Origin of the sequence: Pseudomonas citronellolis, from assembly GCF_001586155.1 — a bacterium.
Lineage (GTDB): Bacteria > Pseudomonadota > Gammaproteobacteria > Pseudomonadales > Pseudomonadaceae > Pseudomonas > Pseudomonas citronellolis.
The window spans coordinates 5,206,151-5,222,073 of the sequence record NZ_CP014158.1 but is presented as its reverse complement, the minus strand read 5'-3'; the positions used below and the strand labels follow the sequence as shown (position 1 = coordinate 5,222,073).

Sequence of the window (15,923 nt, the reverse complement as noted above, 5' to 3'; positions counted from 1 at the left end):
GCGTGGGCGGCCAGACCCAGGGCATGGCCGCCCGCGGCTCAGCGCCTGTCGCGCCGGACCAGGCCCTTGAGGAAATTGCGCAGCAACTGGTCGCCACAGGGACGGTAGTTACTGTGGCCGGGGGTGCGGAACAGCGCGTTGAGTTCCCCCTTGGTCATCACCAGCCCAGCGTCGTCGAGGATCGCCAGCAGGTCGTGGTCGCGCAGTTCGAAGGCCACCCGCAACTTCTTCAACACCAGATTGTTGGTCAGCGGCAGTTCCAGCGGTGGCAGCGGCCGGCTGTCGTCGCGGCCGCGGCGGTGGATGATCAGGCCGTCGAGAAAGCGCGCCAGCACTTCGTCCGGGCACTCGCGGTAACCGGGTTCGTCCTCGCGGGCCAGCAGCGCGGCGACTTCGGCCTCGTCCAGCGCCAATCCGGCCAGGCCGGCGATGGCGGCGACCTCGCGGTCGGCGATGTCGAGGCTGTAGCGCAGGCTGCGCAGGATGTCGTTGTTGAGCATCGGTAGTGTCCCGGTTGAAAGAAAAAGCCCCGCAAGGCGGGGCTTTCGGCGACTCAGGCCAGCTCGGCCCAGAGATCGTACTCGTCGGCATCGGTGATGCGCACGCGCACCTTGTCGCCCGGCTTCACGTCGAAGGTATCGATGTAGACGGCGCCGTCGATCTCCGGAGCGTCGGCCCAGGAACGGCCCACCGCGCCTTCGGCGTCCACTTCGTCGATCAGCACTTCGATTTCCTTGCCGATCTTCAGCTGCAGGCGCGCGGCGGAAATCGCCTGCTGGTGCGCCATGAAGCGCTCCCAGCGCTCCTGCTTGACGTCATCGGGCACCGACTCCAGGCCCAGGTCGTTGGCCGGGGCGCCTTCCACCGGGGAGTACTGGAAGCAGCCGACGCGGTCGAGCTGGGCTTCGGTCAGCCAGTCGAGCAGGTACTGGAAGTCTTCCTCGGTCTCGCCGGGGAAGCCGACGATGAAGGTCGAGCGGATGGTCAGCTCGGGGCAGAGCTCGCGCCACTTCTTGATGCGCGCCAGGGTCTTGTCCTCGAAGGCCGGGCGCTTCATGGACTTGAGCACTTTCGGGCTGGCGTGCTGGAAGGGGATGTCCAGGTAGGGCAGCAGCTTGCCCTGGGCCATCAGCGGGATGACGTCGTCGACGTTGGGGTAGGGGTAGACGTAGTGCAGGCGCACCCACACGCCCATGCTCGACAGAGCTTCGCACAGCTCCAGCATGCGCGTCTTCACCGGCTGGCCGTCCCAGAAGTCCAGCTTGTACTTCAGGTCCACGCCGTAGGCGCTGGTGTCCTGGGAGATCACCAGCAGTTCCTTGACGCCGGCCTTGACCAGGCGCTGGGCCTCGCTGAGCACGTCGCCCACCGGGCGGCTGACCAGCTTGCCGCGCATCGACGGGATGATGCAGAAGCTGCAGCTGTGGTTGCAGCCCTCGGAAATCTTCAGGTAGGCGTAGTGGCGCGGGGTGAGCTTGATGCCCTGCGGCGGCACCAGGTCGACCAGCGGATTGTGCTCGGCCCTGGGCGGCACCACCTCGTGCACGGCGCTGACCACCTGCTCGTACTGCTGCGGGCCGGTCACGGCCAGCACACTGGGGTGCACGTCGCGGATGCTGTCCTCGGCCACGCCCATGCAGCCGGTGACGATGACCTTGCCGTTCTCGGCGATGGCCTCGCCGATGGCGTCCAGAGACTCGGCCTTGGCGCTGTCGATGAAGCCGCAGGTGTTCACCACAACGACGTCGGCGTCCTCGTAGGTGGGCACGATCTCGTAGCCCTCCATGCGCAGCTGGGTGAGGATGCGTTCGGAGTCGACCGTTGCCTTGGGGCAACCGAGGCTGACGAAACCGACTTTGGGCGTTGCGGTGGACATGGGCGGCTAACCTCTAAGGGCGCGCTGGCGGCGCCTCTGATCAAAAAGTGCGCAATTCTAGCGGCGTCCCACGCGCTTGACCAGCCTCCGTGAGACAAGCTGCCGCAGCGGCCGGCGAAAGCGCCGGCAGACACAGGGTAAGGGCGGCAAACACCTTCTATAGTCACTCAGATCAGGTTTTCGTGGCTCTTGCATCGCCGGGCCCGTCGGCGCAGGATGCGCCGAATTTTTCCTAGAGGAATTTTGTTACATGTCCAACGCCAGCGCTGGAACCGCGGAGCAGCAGGAAAACCATTCAAGCTCCGCCCTGGGCATGATGGTGGCCGCGGTGGGCGTCTGCTACGGCGACATCGGCACCAGCCCGCTGTACACGCTCAAGGAAGTCTTCGTCGGCGGCTACGGCGTGCAGGTGGGGCACGACGCCATCCTCGGCATCCTCTCGCTGATCTTCTGGTCGCTGGTCTGGGTGGTCTCGATCAAGTACGTGATCTTCGTCCTGCGCGCTGACAACCAGGGCGAGGGCGGGGTGATGGCGCTGACCGCGCTGGCGCGCCGCGCCGCCCACGATTACCCGCGGCTGAGCTCGGTGCTGGTGGTGCTGGGCCTGTTCGGCGCCTCGCTGTTCTATGGCGACAGCATGATCACCCCGGCGATCTCGGTGCTCTCGGCGATCGAGGGCCTGGAGATCGCCTTCGACGGCCTGGAGCACTGGGTGGTGCCGCTGGCGCTGATCGTGCTGGTCGGCCTGTTCCTCATCCAGCGCCATGGCACGGCGCGCATCGGCATCCTGTTCGGCCCGGTGATGGTGATCTGGTTCGTGGTGCTGGGCGCGCTCGGCCTGTACGGCATCTACCAGCACCCGGTGGTGCTGAACGCGATGAACCCCTACTGGGCGGCGAACTTCTTCATCGTCCATCCGGGCATCGGCGTGGCCATCCTCGGCGCCACCGTGCTGGCGCTGACCGGCGCCGAGGCGCTGTACGCGGACATGGGCCACTTCGGCCGCAAGCCGATTTCCCGCGCCTGGTTCGCCCTGGTGCTGCCGGGCCTGGTGCTGAACTACTTCGGCCAGGGCGCGATGATCCTCTACAACCCGGAGGCCGCGCGTAACCCTTTCTACCTGCTGGCGCCGTCCTGGGCGTTGCTGCCGATGGTGGCGCTGTCCACCGTGGCCACGGTGATCGCCTCCCAGGCGGTGATTTCCGGGGCCTTCTCACTGACCCGCCAGGCCATCCAGCTGGGCTTCGTGCCGCGCATGTTCGTGCAGCACACCTCCAGCCAGGAGCAGGGGCAGATCTACATCGCCGGGGTGAACTGGGCGCTGATGGTCGGCGTGGTGCTGCTGGTGCTGGGCTTCGAGTCGTCCGCGGCGCTGGCCTCGGCCTACGGCGTGGCGGTGACCGGGACCATGCTGGTGACCACCCTGCTGATGGGCGTGGTGCTCTGGCTGCACTGGAAGTGGCCGCTGTGGCTGGCCATTCCGTTCTTCTGCATGATGCTGCTGGTGGACGTGCTGTTCTTCTCGGCCAACCTGCCGAAGGTGGTGCAGGGCGGCGCCTTCCCGGTGGTGGCCGGTATCGCCCTGTTCATCCTGATGACCACCTGGAAGCGCGGCCGCCAGTTGCTGGTGGAGCGCCTGGACGAAGGCTCGCTGCCGCTGCCGCTGTTCATCGCCAGCATCCGCTCGCAGCCGCCGCACCGCGTGCAGGGCACCGCCGTGTTCCTCACCGCGCGCTCCGACGCCGTGCCCCACGCGCTGTTGCACAACCTGCTGCACAACCAGGTGCTGCACGAGCAGGTGGTGCTGCTCACGGTGGTCAACGAAGACAGCCCGCGGGTCGCCACCGACCGCCGCTTCGAGGTGGATGCCTACGGCGAGGGCTTCTTCCGCGTGCTGCTGCACTTCGGCTTCATGGAGGACCCGGACATCCCGGCGGCGCTGAAGTACTGCCACCTCAACGAGCTGGACTTCAGCCCCATGCGCACCACCTACTTCCTCAGCCGCGAGACGGTCATCCCGTCCCGGCGCATCGGCATGGCGCGCTGGCGCGAGGGGCTGTTCGCCTTCCTGCTGAAGAATGCCAACGGCAACCTGCGCTACTTCAACCTGCCGCTGAACCGGGTGATCGAGCTGGGGACGCAGGTGGAGATCTGAGTGGTTTTGCTGGGGAAGACAAAGCGCGCCTGAGGGCGCGCTTTTTCGTTCTGGGGGCTCGCCAAGCGACCGTGCATGGGATCGGCCGATCGCGGACGGAGTCCGCTCCTACGGTTCCAGGATGCACGGCTTTTCGTAGGATGGTGTTGAGCGAAGCGATACCCATCACCGCAACCGCATGGGTTTCGCAAGCTCAACCCATCCTACGGGACTCCGTCCGCGATTCGCGCGCAGGTGCGGGATGGCGCGGTTACTCCGGCCGCGCCTCGCCGGCGCCGGGCAGCATGCGCACCAGGGTGTTGTCGCGGCTGATGAAGTGGTGGAACAGCGCGGCGACGGCGTGCAGGCCGATCAGGAAGTAGCCGATGTTGCCGACGGTCTCGTGCACGGCCTTGACCTGCTTGGCCAGGTCCGCGTTCTCCGCCACCAGCGGCGGCAGTTGCAGGCCCCAGAAGGGGATCGGCTTGCCGGCGGCGCTGAGGATGGTCCAGCCGGCCAGCGGCAGGCCGATCATCATCGCGTAGAGCGCCACGTGCACGGCCTTGGCCAGCAGCATCTGCCAGGCCGGCGGGGCGGGCACTATCGGCGGGGTGGGGTAGATGAAGCGGCCGATCAGGCGCAGCCAGACCAGGCAGAACACGCTCAGGCCGAGCATGAAATGCCATTGGCTGAGCAGGGCGCGGGTGTCGCTGCCCTTGGGGTAGTTGCCCTTGAGTTCGATGCAGGTGTAGACGCCGGCGATCAGCACCAGCATCAGCCAGTGCAGGGCGATGGACAGGCTGCCGTAGCGGCGCGGGTAGGGGGGCTGGCTCATGGAAACTCCTTCTCTTCAGGCTGTCCCGCTCGTGGCGGCGGGTCGGGGCAGCTTGCGTCCGCAGCCTGAAGCCAGGCTGAAGACGCAGCCAATGCCTGAAGTGTAAGCCAGCCTTCGGCTCAGGACTCGTTCGGCGGCACCTGGCGCGCGCGAATGGCGTTGACCAGGCGCTTGGCCAGGGCCGGGTAGTTCTCGTCGAAGTGATGGCCGCCGGGCAGTTCGAGGTTCTCGCCGATGGCCTGGGGCTGGGTGCAGCCGCTCTCGTCCTTCTCGTCGATGCCGTACACGCAGAGCACCTTGGGCCCGGGCATGCGCGCCAGTTCCGGGCCGGTGGCGGCTTCCTGGCCGGCCTTGCCCAGCCAGCCCTGCACTTCGATCTCGAAGCTGCCGCTGCGCGCCAGGGCCAGCAGCAGCACGGCGCTGACCTGCTGCTTGTCGGCCTCGGGCAGGCGGTTGTAGATGGCCGGCAGCACGTCGGCGCCGAAGGAGTAGCCGGCCAGCACGAAGTGGGTGGCGCCCCATTTCTCGCGATAGTGCTGCATCAGCAGGGCGAGGTCGGCGGCGCTCTGCTCGGGGCTCTTGTGCTCCCAGAAGTAGCGCAGCGCGTCGATGCCCACCACCGGGTAGCCCAGCTCGGCCATCTGCCCGGCGACGTCGCGGTCCAGGTCGCGCCAGCCGCCGTCGCCGGAATAGAACAGGGTGACGGTGGGCGACGGCTTGGCGGCCGGCACCTCGACCACCGGGAAGTCGTCGCCGCTGCCCTGGATCAGGCGCTTGAGCTGGTCGTCGAGGACCACCGGCAGGCTGTCGTAGTAGTTGGCGATGACGGTCTCGGCATTCTGCTGGGTGCGGGCGAAGCGCGCGGTCCCGTCGTCCGGGTTGTCGTTCCAGGCCGCGGTCCAGTGGCCGTGGGGCGCGCTCTGCGGCAGCTTGGGCGCGGCGCAGTCGGGCTTGTCGAGGGCGAAGCCGACCGACAGGGCCTTGGCCTTGTCGCTGTTCTGCCCGGCCAGCCAGCGCCAGGCCCAGGCGCCGCCCTGGCGCACGCCGGCGACCAGGGTGGGCTGGGCGTCGAGCAGGTTCAGCGCGGCCTGCACGCGGTGCTGCTGGGCCACGCAGTCGTTGTCGGGGAAGAGGAACTGCACTACCCGGGCGCCGTTGTCGTGGGCCAGGGCCAGCAGCTGGGCGTCGTCCAGCTTGTTGTCCTGGGGCACCGCCAACAGCACGGTGGCGGTCGGATGGCGGGCGGGAATGGCCAGGCTCACCGGGCTGCCGTCGGGCAACTTGCCGTGCTCCAGGCGCGCCTGGGACAGCGGGTGGAACCACAGCGCCACGGCTGCGGCGGCAGCGGCGACTATCAGCAGCAGGACGATGGCCAACAGGCGCCAGCGACGTTTCGACATATCAGCGTTTCACCAGTCCGGACAGGCCGCCCGCGATCAGGGCGGCGGTATCGGCCAGCGCCACCAGCGGATCCAGTCCGGCGGGCACGGCCAGGTAGCGGGGTTCCCAGTCGGGCTGGAACTTGTCCTTGAAGCGACGCAGCCCCTGGAAGTTGTAGAACTGTTCGCCGCGGTGGAACACCAGCGCGCCCAGGCGCTGGGCCAGCGGCGCGCCGCGGCGCGGCTGCAGGCCCGAGAGCGGCACCATGCCGAGGCTGAAGCGGGCGTAGCCGTGCTCCTTGTAGTGCAGGATCAGGCCGAGCATGAGGAATTCCATGGTCATCTTCGGCGCGTCCGGCACCACGCGCATCAGGTCCAGGCTGGCCAGCCCGTGGCTGGCGGTTTCCAGCAGGTTGACGAAGGCCACCGCGCGACCCTGATGGCGCACCACGGCGACGCGGAAGTAGCGCAGGTATTCGGGAGTGAAACGGCCCAGGGAGAAGCCTTTCTCGCGGGTGGCCTTGCCGCCCAGCCAGGCGTCGGAAATCGCCCGCAGCTCGTCCAGCGGCGCCTGCCCGGCTTCGTGGAACTCGATGGCCAGGCCGTCGCGCTGGCCGCGGTTCCAGGTGTAGCGCAGGTCCTTCATGTCCTTGCCCTTGGCTTCCAGGTCGAAGCGCTGCAGGTCCACGCGCGCTTCCTCGCCGAGCTTGAGGGCGGTCAGGCCGATGTCCATGTAGAACGGCAGGTTCTCCGCGCGCACCTGGTAGAACACCGGGCGCGCGTGGTGCAGGTCGCAGAGGTCGCGGAACTGCCAGATCAGCTCGGCGCGGGCCTGGGTCGGGCCGATCGGGTCGTACAGCGCCACCAGGCTGCGGCCGCGGCGGGCGTACATGAGGAAGGCGTCCTGGCTCGGGTGGAACAGCAGGGCCTTGTCGCCGGACAGCGCCAGGCCGCCGTCGGGCTGCTCGGAGCGGGCGAGGATGGCGGCGGCGCGGTCCAGTTCCTCGGGCGTTGGCTCGTGGATCGCTGGCGGCGAGGTGCGCAGCAGCCAGGTCAGGCCCACCGCGGCCAGCAGCAGGCAGCTGCCCAGCAGGGCGCGCAGGCCGCGCGGGGCGTCGGCGTCGAGGGCGAACTGCCACCACAGCTCGTGGCTGTAGGGCACGTCCTGGTAGGCGAAGAGGAACAGCCAGATGGAGCTGGCCAGCACGCAGCCGGCGGCGGCCAGGTACAGCGGCGAGAAGGGCACTTCCATCAGCCGGCTGCGGCGGTAGAAGGAGCGGCGGAATATCGCCAGGAGCAGGGCGGTGACGCCGAGAATCGACGCTTCCTCCCAGTCCACGCCCTTGAGCAGCGACAGCACCGCGCCGCTGAGCAGCAGCACCAGGGTGATCGCCCAGGCCGCCGACAGGCGCCGGCGCAGGCCCTGGGCCAGCAGCAGGCAGAGCACGCCGATCAGGCTGGCGGCGAAGTGCGAGGCGTCCACCAGGCGGTGCGGGACCAGGAAGTCCAGCTCCTCCAGGCGGGTGTCGATGGACGGGGTGGCGCCGGAGAACAGCAGGACGATGCCGGAAATGAACACCAGCACCGCCAGCACCGGCGCGGCCAGGCCGGAGGCCACGCGCATGGCCTGGCGCGCCAGGAGCATGCGCCGCGCCTCGACCACCAGCAGCAGCAGGCAGGCCAGCAGCAGCGGCAGCACCACATAGATGAGGCGGTACATCAGCAGCGCGGCGGCCAGGGGCGCGGCGCCGATCTGCCCGGAGAAGGCCGCCAGCAGGATCGCCTCGAACACCCCGACGCCACCGGGCACGTGGCTGAGCACGCCGGCGGCCAGGGCGATCATGTAGACCAGCAGGAAGGCGCCGAACGGCGGCGCCTCGGGCAGCAGCAGGTAGAGCACGGTGGCGGCGGCGGCCACGTCCAGCGCGGTGATCAGCAGCTGCAGCAGCGACAGGCGCAGGCCCGGCAGGCGCACCGAGCGTCGGCCGATGCGGATCAGCTGGCTGTCCGGCGACGGCTGTTCCGCCTCGCGGCGCCGCTCCATGCCGATCACCAGCAGCACGCAGAAGGCCAGGATCGCTACTGCCAGGACCGCTACCAGCCACTGCGGCAGGCGTAGCGCCAGGGCCGCGTCGGGCAGGTCGCTGAGCGCCGCCATGGCCGCCAGCACCGGCAGCGCGCAACCCAGGGACAGGCTGGCGAACAGCGTCATGCGCGCCACTTCCATGGCGTTCAGCCCGGCGCGGGCGTACAGGCGGTAGCGCACCGAGCCGCCGGAGAGCATCGACAGGCCCACCGCGTTGCCGATGGCGAAGGCGCTGAAGCCGCCGGTGAGCAGCGTCGGCAGCGGCAGCTTCACCCCGGCGAAGCGGGTGGCCGACCATTCGTAGCCGAGCAGGCAGACGAAGCCGGCCACGGTGGCGGCCAGGGCGCCGAGCAGGGCGTTGCCGGGGATGTCCAGCAGGGCGTCGTGCAGGGAATAGGGGTCGATGTCGCGCAGCAGGTGGTAGCAGGCCACCAGCGCCAGGGCGAACAGCAGCAGGGTGACGCCGACGCCGATGGCCTGGCGGTGGGCGCCGAGCCGTTCGATCAGGCGCGGGCGGGAAGGAGCGCTGGCAGTTTCCGGAGTCTCAGGCGCGGTGGAGTCGACGCGCATCGGGCACCTCAATGGCTGTTGCGCGACAGGTGGGGGCACCCGCGCGAATTCCCAAGTCCATGGGAACAAATGACTGCAATTATGGGGGCCGCGGCCTGGATCAGGCTCGGTCTTTTTCCGCTGTAACGAAAAAAGCCACTCCGCAGAGTGGCTTTTTTCTATGTTGGTTGCGGGAGCTGGATTTGAACCAACGACCTTCGGGTTATGAGCCCGACGAGCTACCAGACTGCTCCATCCCGCGCCGGCCATTCTACTCGGGATGAACACCCTGTCAATCGATTTCTGCTTTCCGATCAATTATTTAAATTGAGCGCAAACGAAAAAGGCCACTCCGAAGAGTGGCCTTTTTCTATGTTGGTTGCGGGAGCTGGATTTGAACCAACGACCTTCGGGTTATGAGCCCGACGAGCTACCAGACTGCTCCATCCCGCGGCGGCCATTCTACTCAGGACGGCCACCCTGTCAACCGTTTTTTCAGAAAAACTGGTTTTTCTTCAGATGCTTAGCGAAGCGGGGCCGCAGCGGGCGGGCGGCGCAGGCGTTCGCGCCGTTTTGCATTACCATGGAAGCCTTCAGCTAATGCGCAGGAACGGACGGGGTATCTCCTCCGAGTTCCGGCGCTATCCCCTCCGAGCAGGTTCCGCGTTGAGTTCCCGGCAGCGAAAGATCATCCACATCGATTGCGACTGCTTCTACGCCGCCATCGAGATGCGCGACGACCCGAGCCTTGCGGGCAAGCCGCTGGCCGTGGGCGGCTCGCCGGACAAGCGCGGGGTGGTCGCCACCTGCAACTACGAGGCGCGCGTCTACGGCCTGCACTCGGCCATGGCCATGCGCACCGCGGTCAAGCTGTGCCCGGACCTGACCATCGTGCGCCCGCGCATGGACGTCTATAAAGGCGTGTCGCGGGAAATCCACGGGATTTTCCGCGACTACACCGACCTCATCGAGCCGCTGTCCCTGGACGAGGCCTACCTCGACGTCAGCGACTGCCAGCAGTTTTCCGGCAGCGCCACGCTGATCGCCCAGGACATCCGCCGGCGCGTCTGGTCGTCGCTGGGCATCACGGTGTCCGCCGGGGTGGCGCCGAACAAGTTCCTGGCCAAGATCGCCAGCGACTGGCGCAAGCCCAACGGCCTGTTCGTGGTCACCCCGGAGCAGGTCGAGGACTTCGTCGCCGCGCTGCCAGTGAAAAAGCTCCACGGCGTGGGCAAGGTCACCGCCGAGAAGCTGGCGCGCCTGGGCGTGCAGGACTGCCGGCAACTGCGCGACTGGTCGCGCCTGGCGCTGGTGCGCGAGTTCGGCGGCTTCGGCGAGCGCCTGTGGAACCTCGCCCGCGGCATCGACGAGCGCCCGGTGCAGGTGGACAGCCGGCGCCAGTCGATCAGCGTGGAGAACACCTTCGACCGCGACCTGCCCGACGTCGACGCCTGCCTGGCCGAGCTGCCCGGCCTGCTCGACGAACTGCAGCGGCGCATGCAGCGCCTGGACGCCAGCTACCGGCCGGGCAAGCCCTTCGTCAAGCTGAAGTTCCACGACTTCACCCAGACCACCCTGGAGCAGGCCAACGCCAGCCGCGACCTGGACAGCTACCGGCTGCTGCTGGCCCAGGCCTTCCAGCGCGGCGAGCGGCCGGTGCGGCTGATCGGCGTGGGCGTGCGCCTGGTCGACCTGCGTGGCAGGGCCGAGCAACTCAGCCTGTTCTGAGAACCTGCCTACGATCTGCTGCGCGTCGGCATAACTGCGTTAAAAACAGGCGAGTGATGCTCATTTAGTGGACTAAACTGCGCTCCCTCCCCTGTTTTTGCCTTGTTCTGCTCTAGCTCGCGAGCTCGTAGACAGGTTCTGAGCGTTGCCGGCGTTGGGTAAAAGTCCGATCATGCGCAGCGCGTAGCCAGGGCCCCGAGCATGCGAATCCACGTCACCTTCACCGACCGCGTCGGCATCACCCAGGAAGTCCTGGCGCTGCTGGGCGCGCGCAACCTGAATCTGGACGCGGTGGAGATGGTGCCGCCGAACGTCTATATAGACGCCCCCGAGCTGCGCCAGGAAGTGCTGCACGAACTGCACGGCGCGTTGCTGCGGGTGCGCGGCGTGCTCTCGGTGCAGATCGTCGACATGCTCCCCGGCCAGCGCCGTAGCCTGCACCTGGACGCGCTGCTGGCGGCCATGGGCGACCCGGTGCTGGCGGTGGACGCCCAGGCCCGGGTGCTCCTCGCCAACCCGCGGCTGATCGACCTGTGCGGCCGCCAGCCGGCCGGCGAGTCGCTGTCTACCCTGTTCGATGAACCGGGCCTGGCCGAGCACCTGGTGGAGAAGGGCTTCCGCCTGCCGATGCACGAGGTCAGCCTCGGTGGCCAGCCGCTGCTGCTGGACGCCACGCCGATCCGCGGCACTGGCGATGCGCTGGACGGCGGCCTGCTGACGCTCTACCCGCCGAGCCGCATCGGCGAACGTCTGTCGCTGCTGCACCACGACCACGCCGAGGGCTTGCAAGGCCTGATCGGCCGTTCCGCGCCGCTGATGCAATTGAAGGCGCGGGTGCGCAAGGTCGCCGGGCTGGACGCGCCGCTGCTGATCCAGGGCGAGACCGGCACCGGCAAGGAACTGGTGGCGCGCGCCTGCCACGCCTTGAGCGCGCGCCGCGAGGAGCCCTTCCTGGCGCTGAACTGCGCGGCGCTGCCGGAAAGCCTGGCCGAGAGCGAGCTGTTCGGCTATGCCTCCGGCGCCTTCACCGGCGCCCAGCGCGGCGGCAAGCCGGGCCTGCTGGAGCTGGCCGACCGCGGCACAGTGTTCCTCGACGAAGTGGGCGAGATGTCGCCCTACCTGCAGGCCAAGCTGCTGCGCTTCCTCAGCGACGGCTGCTTCCGCCGCATCGGCGGCGAGCGCGAGGTGCGGGTGAACGTGCGGGTGCTCTGCGCCACCCACCGCAACCTGGCGAAGATGGTTGGCGAGGGCAGCTTCCGCGAAGACCTCTACTACCGCCTCAACGTGCTCAACCTGCAGGTGCCGCCGCTGCGCGAGCGCGGCCAGGACATCCTGCTGCTGGCCGAGCACTTCCTGCGCCTGGCCTGCACGCAGATCCAGCGCCCGGCGTGCCGCCTGGCGCCGGAAACCCATCCGCTGCTGCTGGGCAACCGCTGGGCCGGCAACGTGCGCCAGTTGCAGAACAAGATCTTCCGCGCCGCGGCCATCGGCGAGGGCGAGGTGATCGGCGTCGAGGACCTGGAAGTGGCCGGCACCGAGCTGGACACCCGCCAGGCCGCCGACGAGGAAGTCACCAGCCTGGAGGAGGCCGTGCAGCAGTTCGAGAAGTCGCTGCTGCAACGGCTCTACGCGGCCTACCCCTCGACGCGTCAGCTGGCCGCGCGGCTGCGCACCTCGCACACCGCCATCGGCCAGCGCCTGCGCAAATACGGGATCGGCGAGCGCTGAGAGTGGAACGATTTCGCTCCGGTGGAGCGTTTTCGTTCCATTTGGCGGCGGCCGCGCCAGCCGGGGCCCTGATGCGCTAAAGGCCAGGAGACTGGTTGGTTTTTGTGGAATGATTTCGTTCCAAAGGCTGGATCGCACCTGGCGGTTATATTAATCAACTGATTGATTTATAAGTGTTTTATTGGTTTTGGCATCACCCTTGCTCTCGTGCCGGGAAAAATCGCGAGCCACCCGACGGCTCGATTCGAGACCAAGAGGACGACCCATGACCACCCTGCGCTTCACACCCGACCATGAATGGCTGCGCCTCGAAGCTTCCGGCGAAGTGACCGTTGGCGTCACCGACTATGCCCAGGAGGCCCTGGGCGACGTGGTCTACGTCCAGCTGCCGGAGCTCGGCCGCCATGAGCAGGGCGCCGAAGTGGCGGTGCTGGAGTCGGTGAAGGCCGCCAGCAACATCGTCATGCCGCTGGCCGGCGAGGTCACCGAGGTCAACCCCGCGCTGATCGACGGCCCGGAGCTGGTCAACCAGGCGCCGCTGGCCGACGGCTGGTTCTTCCGCATCCGCCTGGATGACGCCGCCGCCCTCGACACCCTGATGGACCAGGCCGGCTACGAAGCCTACCTGTCCGCCCGCGCCTGAACCGGGGAGCCCGCATGAGCAAGGTCCAACTGAGCACCCGCAACGAATTCATCGCCCGCCACATCGGCCCGCGCGAGGCCGACACCCAGGCCATGCTCGAACTGGTCGGCTACGCCAGCCTCGACGCCCTGACCGACAGCGTCATCCCCAACAGCATCAAGGGCACCAGCGTGCTCGACGGCAGCGCGGGGCAGGGCGAGGCCCAGGCCCTGGCCGACCTGCGCGCCATCGCCGCGCAGAACCAGCTGCTACGCAACCACATCGGCCAGGGCTACTACCCCTGCCACACCCCGGCGCCGATCCTGCGCAACCTCCTGGAAAACCCGGCCTGGTACACCGCCTACACCCCCTACCAGCCGGAAATCTCCCAGGGCCGCCTGGAAGCGCTGCTGAACTTCCAGACGCTGATCGGCGACCTCACCGGCATGCAGATCGCCAACGCCTCGCTGCTGGACGAAGCCACCGCCGCCGCCGAGGCCATGACCTTCTGCAAGCGCCTGTCGAAGAACAAGGCCGCCCAGGCCTTCTTCGCCTCCGCGCACTGCCACCCGCAGACCCTCGACGTGCTGCGCACCCGCGCCGAGCCGCTGGGCATCGAAGTGGTGGTCGGCGACGAAGCCGCGCTGCAGGACTTTTCCGCCTACTTCGGCGTGCTGCTGCAATACCCGGCCAGCACCGGCGCGGTCATCGACTACCGCGAGCTGATCGAGCGCGCCCACGCCGCCGGCACCCTGGTAGCCGTGGCCGCCGACCTGCTGGCGCTGACCCTGCTCACCCCGCCGGGCGAATTCGGCGCCGACGTGGTCCTCGGCAGCGCCCAGCGCTTCGGCGTGCCGCTGGGCTTCGGCGGCCCGCACGCGGCCTACTTCGCCACCCGCGACGCCTTCAAGCGCGACATGCCCGGCCGCCTGGTCGGCATCTCCATCGACCGCTTCGGCAACCCGGCGCTGCGCCTGGCCATGCAGACCCGCGAGCAGCACATCCGCCGCGAGAAGGCCACCAGCAACATCTGCACCGCCCAGGTGCTGCTGGCCAACATCGCCAGCATGTACGCGGTCTACCATGGCCCGCAGGGCCTGAGCGATATCGCCCGGCGCGTGCACCGGCTGACCGCCATCCTCGCCGCCGGCCTGGCGCAGCTGGGCCACAAGGTCGAGCAGGAATACTTCTTCGACACCCTGAGCGTCGCCACCGCGCGCCCGGCCGCCGAAGTCCACGCCGCCGCCCAGGCCGCCGGCATCAACCTGCGGGTGATCGACGACGGCCGCGTCGGCGTCTCACTCGACGAGACCTGCGAGCAGGCCGCCGTCGAAGCCCTGTGGGCGGTGTTCGCCGCCGGCCAGGCGCTGCCGGACTTCGCCGCCCTGGCCGCCAGTGTCGGCGACCAGCTGCCGCAAGCGCTGCTGCGCACCTCGGCCTTCCTGCGCCACGAAGTGTTCAACCGCTACCACTCGGAAACCGAGCTGATGCGCTACCTGCGCAAGCTGGCCGACAAGGACCTGGCGCTGGACCGCAGCATGATCCCGCTGGGCTCCTGCACCATGAAGCTGAACGCCGCCAGCGAGATGATCCCGATCACCTGGGCCGAGTTCGGCAACCTGCACCCCTTCGCCCCGGCCGAGCAGGCCGCCGGCTACCGGGCCATGACCGCGGAACTGGAGGCCATGCTCTGCGCCGCCACCGGCTACGACGCCGTGTCGCTGCAGCCCAACGCCGGCTCCCAGGGCGAATACGCCGGCCTGCTGGCCATCCGCGCCTACCACGCCAGCCGTGGCGAAGGGCACCGCGACATCTGCCTGATCCCGTCCTCGGCCCACGGCACCAACCCGGCCACCGCCCAGATGGCCGGCCTGCGCGTGGTGGTCACCGCCTGCGACGCGCGCGGCAACGTCGACCTGGCCGACCTCAAGGCCAAGGCCGAGGAACACCGCGAGCGCCTGGCGGCGATCATGATCACCTACCCGTCGACCCATGGCGTGTTCGAGGAAGCGGTGCGCGACATTTGCGCCATCGTCCACGACAACGGCGGCCAGGTGTACATCGACGGCGCCAACATGAACGCCATGGTCGGCCTGTGCGCGCCGGGCAGGTTCGGCGGCGACGTCTCGCACCTGAACCTGCACAAGACCTTCTGCATCCCCCACGGCGGCGGCGGCCCGGGCGTCGGCCCGATCGGCGTGAAGGCGCACCTGGCGCCCTTCCTGCCCGGCCACGGCGAGCAGCTGGAGCGCAAGCAGGGCGCGGTGAGCGCGGCGCCCTTCGGCAGCGCCAGCATCCTGCCGATCACCTGGATGTACATCCGCATGATGGGCGGGCAGGGCCTCAAGCGCGCGTCCCAGGCGGCCATCCTCGGCGCCAACTACATCGCCCGCCGCCTGGAAGAGCACTACCCGGTGCTCTATACCGGTGAGAACGGCCTGGTGGCCCACGAGTGCATCCTCGACCTGCGCCCGCTCAAGGAAACCAGCGGGATCAACGTCGACGACGTGGCCAAGCGCCTGATCGACTTCGGCTTCCACGCCCCGACCATGTCCTTCCCGGTGGCCGGCACGCTGATGGTGGAGCCCACCGAGAGCGAGTCGAAAGAGGAGCTGGACCGCTTCTGCGACGCCATGATCCGCATCCGCGAGGAAATCCGCGCGGTGGAACGCGGCGAGCTGGACAAGGACGACAACCCGCTGAAGAACGCTCCGCACACCGCGGCGGAGCTGGTTGGCGAGTGGTCGCACCCCTACAGCCGCGAGCAGGCGGTGTACCCGCTGGCGAGCCTGGTGGACGGCAAGTACTGGCCGCCGGTGGGCCGCGTGGACAACGTCTACGGCGACCGCAACCTGGCCTGCTCCTGCCCGTCGATCGCCGACTACCAGGACGCGTGAACCCTTAAGTCCCTGTGCCCGCTCCTGCGGGCGCCGTGGCCGCGGTGGGCGCCGGATGCGCCGGCGCGGCCTTTTTTTCGCCAAGGAGA

At 68.4% G+C, this 15,923-nt stretch carries 10 protein-coding genes and 2 tRNA genes; 5 read left to right on the top strand and 7 right to left on the bottom strand.

Annotated features, from left to right (window positions below; translation table 11 throughout):
• Positions 1-38: 38 nt before the first annotated feature.
• Both PcP3B5_RS22905 and rimO read right to left on the bottom strand, forming a co-directional pair.
• A complete protein-coding gene (locus tag PcP3B5_RS22905) occupies positions 39-500 on the bottom strand; it encodes a YehS family protein (RefSeq protein WP_061562503.1) in 462 nt (153 codons plus the stop codon).
• Positions 501-553: 53 nt separating this feature from the next.
• Positions 554-1,876, bottom strand: coding sequence for a 30S ribosomal protein S12 methylthiotransferase RimO (gene rimO / locus PcP3B5_RS22900; RefSeq protein ID WP_061562502.1), 1,323 nt, complete (start codon positions 1,874-1,876; stop codon positions 554-556).
• A gap of 250 nt (positions 1,877-2,126) precedes the next feature.
• Between rimO and PcP3B5_RS22895 the strand changes: the two genes are divergently transcribed.
• The gene (locus PcP3B5_RS22895; RefSeq protein WP_061562501.1) at positions 2,127-4,031 is read left to right on the top strand and encodes a potassium transporter Kup; all 1,905 of its coding nucleotides are present in this window, start codon (positions 2,127-2,129) and stop codon (positions 4,029-4,031) included.
• Between the two features lie 250 nt (positions 4,032-4,281).
• Here the strand turns inward: PcP3B5_RS22895 and PcP3B5_RS22890 are convergent, their stop codons facing one another.
• From PcP3B5_RS22890 to PcP3B5_RS22870, 5 genes are all read right to left on the bottom strand, one after another.
• On the bottom strand, positions 4,282-4,845 hold the full coding sequence (locus PcP3B5_RS22890; protein WP_061562500.1) for a cytochrome b: 564 nt from the start codon (positions 4,843-4,845) through the stop codon (positions 4,282-4,284).
• A 119-nt stretch (positions 4,846-4,964) separates the two neighbouring features.
• Positions 4,965-6,245, bottom strand: coding sequence for a virulence factor family protein (locus PcP3B5_RS22885; protein ID WP_061562499.1), 1,281 nt, complete (start codon positions 6,243-6,245; stop codon positions 4,965-4,967).
• Between the two features lies 1 nt (position 6,246).
• Entirely contained in the window at positions 6,247-8,880 is a 2,634-nt protein-coding gene (gene mprF, locus PcP3B5_RS22880) for a bifunctional lysylphosphatidylglycerol flippase/synthetase MprF (protein ID WP_058490887.1), read from the bottom strand.
• Positions 8,881-9,044: 164 nt separating this feature from the next.
• Positions 9,045-9,121, bottom strand: a tRNA-Met gene (locus PcP3B5_RS22875).
• 114 nt (positions 9,122-9,235) lie between these two features.
• Positions 9,236-9,312, bottom strand: a tRNA-Met gene (locus PcP3B5_RS22870).
• Between the two features lie 276 nt (positions 9,313-9,588).
• Here PcP3B5_RS22870 and dinB point away from each other — a divergent pair.
• The 4 genes from dinB (at position 9,589) to gcvP (ending at position 15,834) form a co-directional block, all read left to right on the top strand.
• Positions 9,589-10,587, top strand: coding sequence for a DNA polymerase IV (gene dinB, locus PcP3B5_RS22865; RefSeq protein ID WP_061563330.1), 999 nt, complete (start codon positions 9,589-9,591; stop codon positions 10,585-10,587).
• A gap of 201 nt (positions 10,588-10,788) precedes the next feature.
• The gene (locus PcP3B5_RS22860; protein ID WP_061562498.1) at positions 10,789-12,315 is read left to right on the top strand and encodes a sigma-54-dependent transcriptional regulator; all 1,527 of its coding nucleotides are present in this window, start codon (positions 10,789-10,791) and stop codon (positions 12,313-12,315) included.
• Between the two features lie 265 nt (positions 12,316-12,580).
• On the top strand, positions 12,581-12,958 hold the full coding sequence (gene gcvH, locus PcP3B5_RS22855) for a glycine cleavage system protein GcvH (RefSeq protein WP_043271120.1): 378 nt from the start codon (positions 12,581-12,583) through the stop codon (positions 12,956-12,958).
• Positions 12,959-12,972: 14 nt separating this feature from the next.
• Entirely contained in the window at positions 12,973-15,834 is a 2,862-nt protein-coding gene (gcvP, locus tag PcP3B5_RS22850; RefSeq protein WP_043271118.1) for an aminomethyl-transferring glycine dehydrogenase, read from the top strand.
• The last annotated feature ends 89 nt before the right edge of the window (positions 15,835-15,923 follow it).

Bases quoted from the DNA above. Each gene is read 5' to 3' on its own strand.
- PcP3B5_RS22905 (WP_061562503.1), bottom strand. From the start codon at position 500: ATGCTCAACAACGACATCCTGCGCAGCCTGCGCTACAGCCTCGACATC.
- rimO (WP_061562502.1), bottom strand. From the start codon at position 1,876: ATGTCCACCGCAACGCCCAAAGTCGGTTTCGTCAGCCTCGGTTGCCCC.
- PcP3B5_RS22895 (WP_061562501.1), top strand. From the start codon at position 2,127: ATGTCCAACGCCAGCGCTGGAACCGCGGAGCAGCAGGAAAACCATTCA.
- PcP3B5_RS22890 (WP_061562500.1), bottom strand. From the start codon at position 4,845: ATGAGCCAGCCCCCCTACCCGCGCCGCTACGGCAGCCTGTCCATCGCC.
- PcP3B5_RS22885 (WP_061562499.1), bottom strand. From the start codon at position 6,245: ATGTCGAAACGTCGCTGGCGCCTGTTGGCCATCGTCCTGCTGCTGATA.
- mprF (WP_058490887.1), bottom strand. From the start codon at position 8,880: ATGCGCGTCGACTCCACCGCGCCTGAGACTCCGGAAACTGCCAGCGCT.
- dinB (WP_061563330.1), top strand. From the start codon at position 9,589: ATGCGCGACGACCCGAGCCTTGCGGGCAAGCCGCTGGCCGTGGGCGGC.
- PcP3B5_RS22860 (WP_061562498.1), top strand. From the start codon at position 10,789: ATGCGAATCCACGTCACCTTCACCGACCGCGTCGGCATCACCCAGGAA.
- gcvH (WP_043271120.1), top strand. From the start codon at position 12,581: ATGACCACCCTGCGCTTCACACCCGACCATGAATGGCTGCGCCTCGAA.
- gcvP (WP_043271118.1), top strand. From the start codon at position 12,973: ATGAGCAAGGTCCAACTGAGCACCCGCAACGAATTCATCGCCCGCCAC.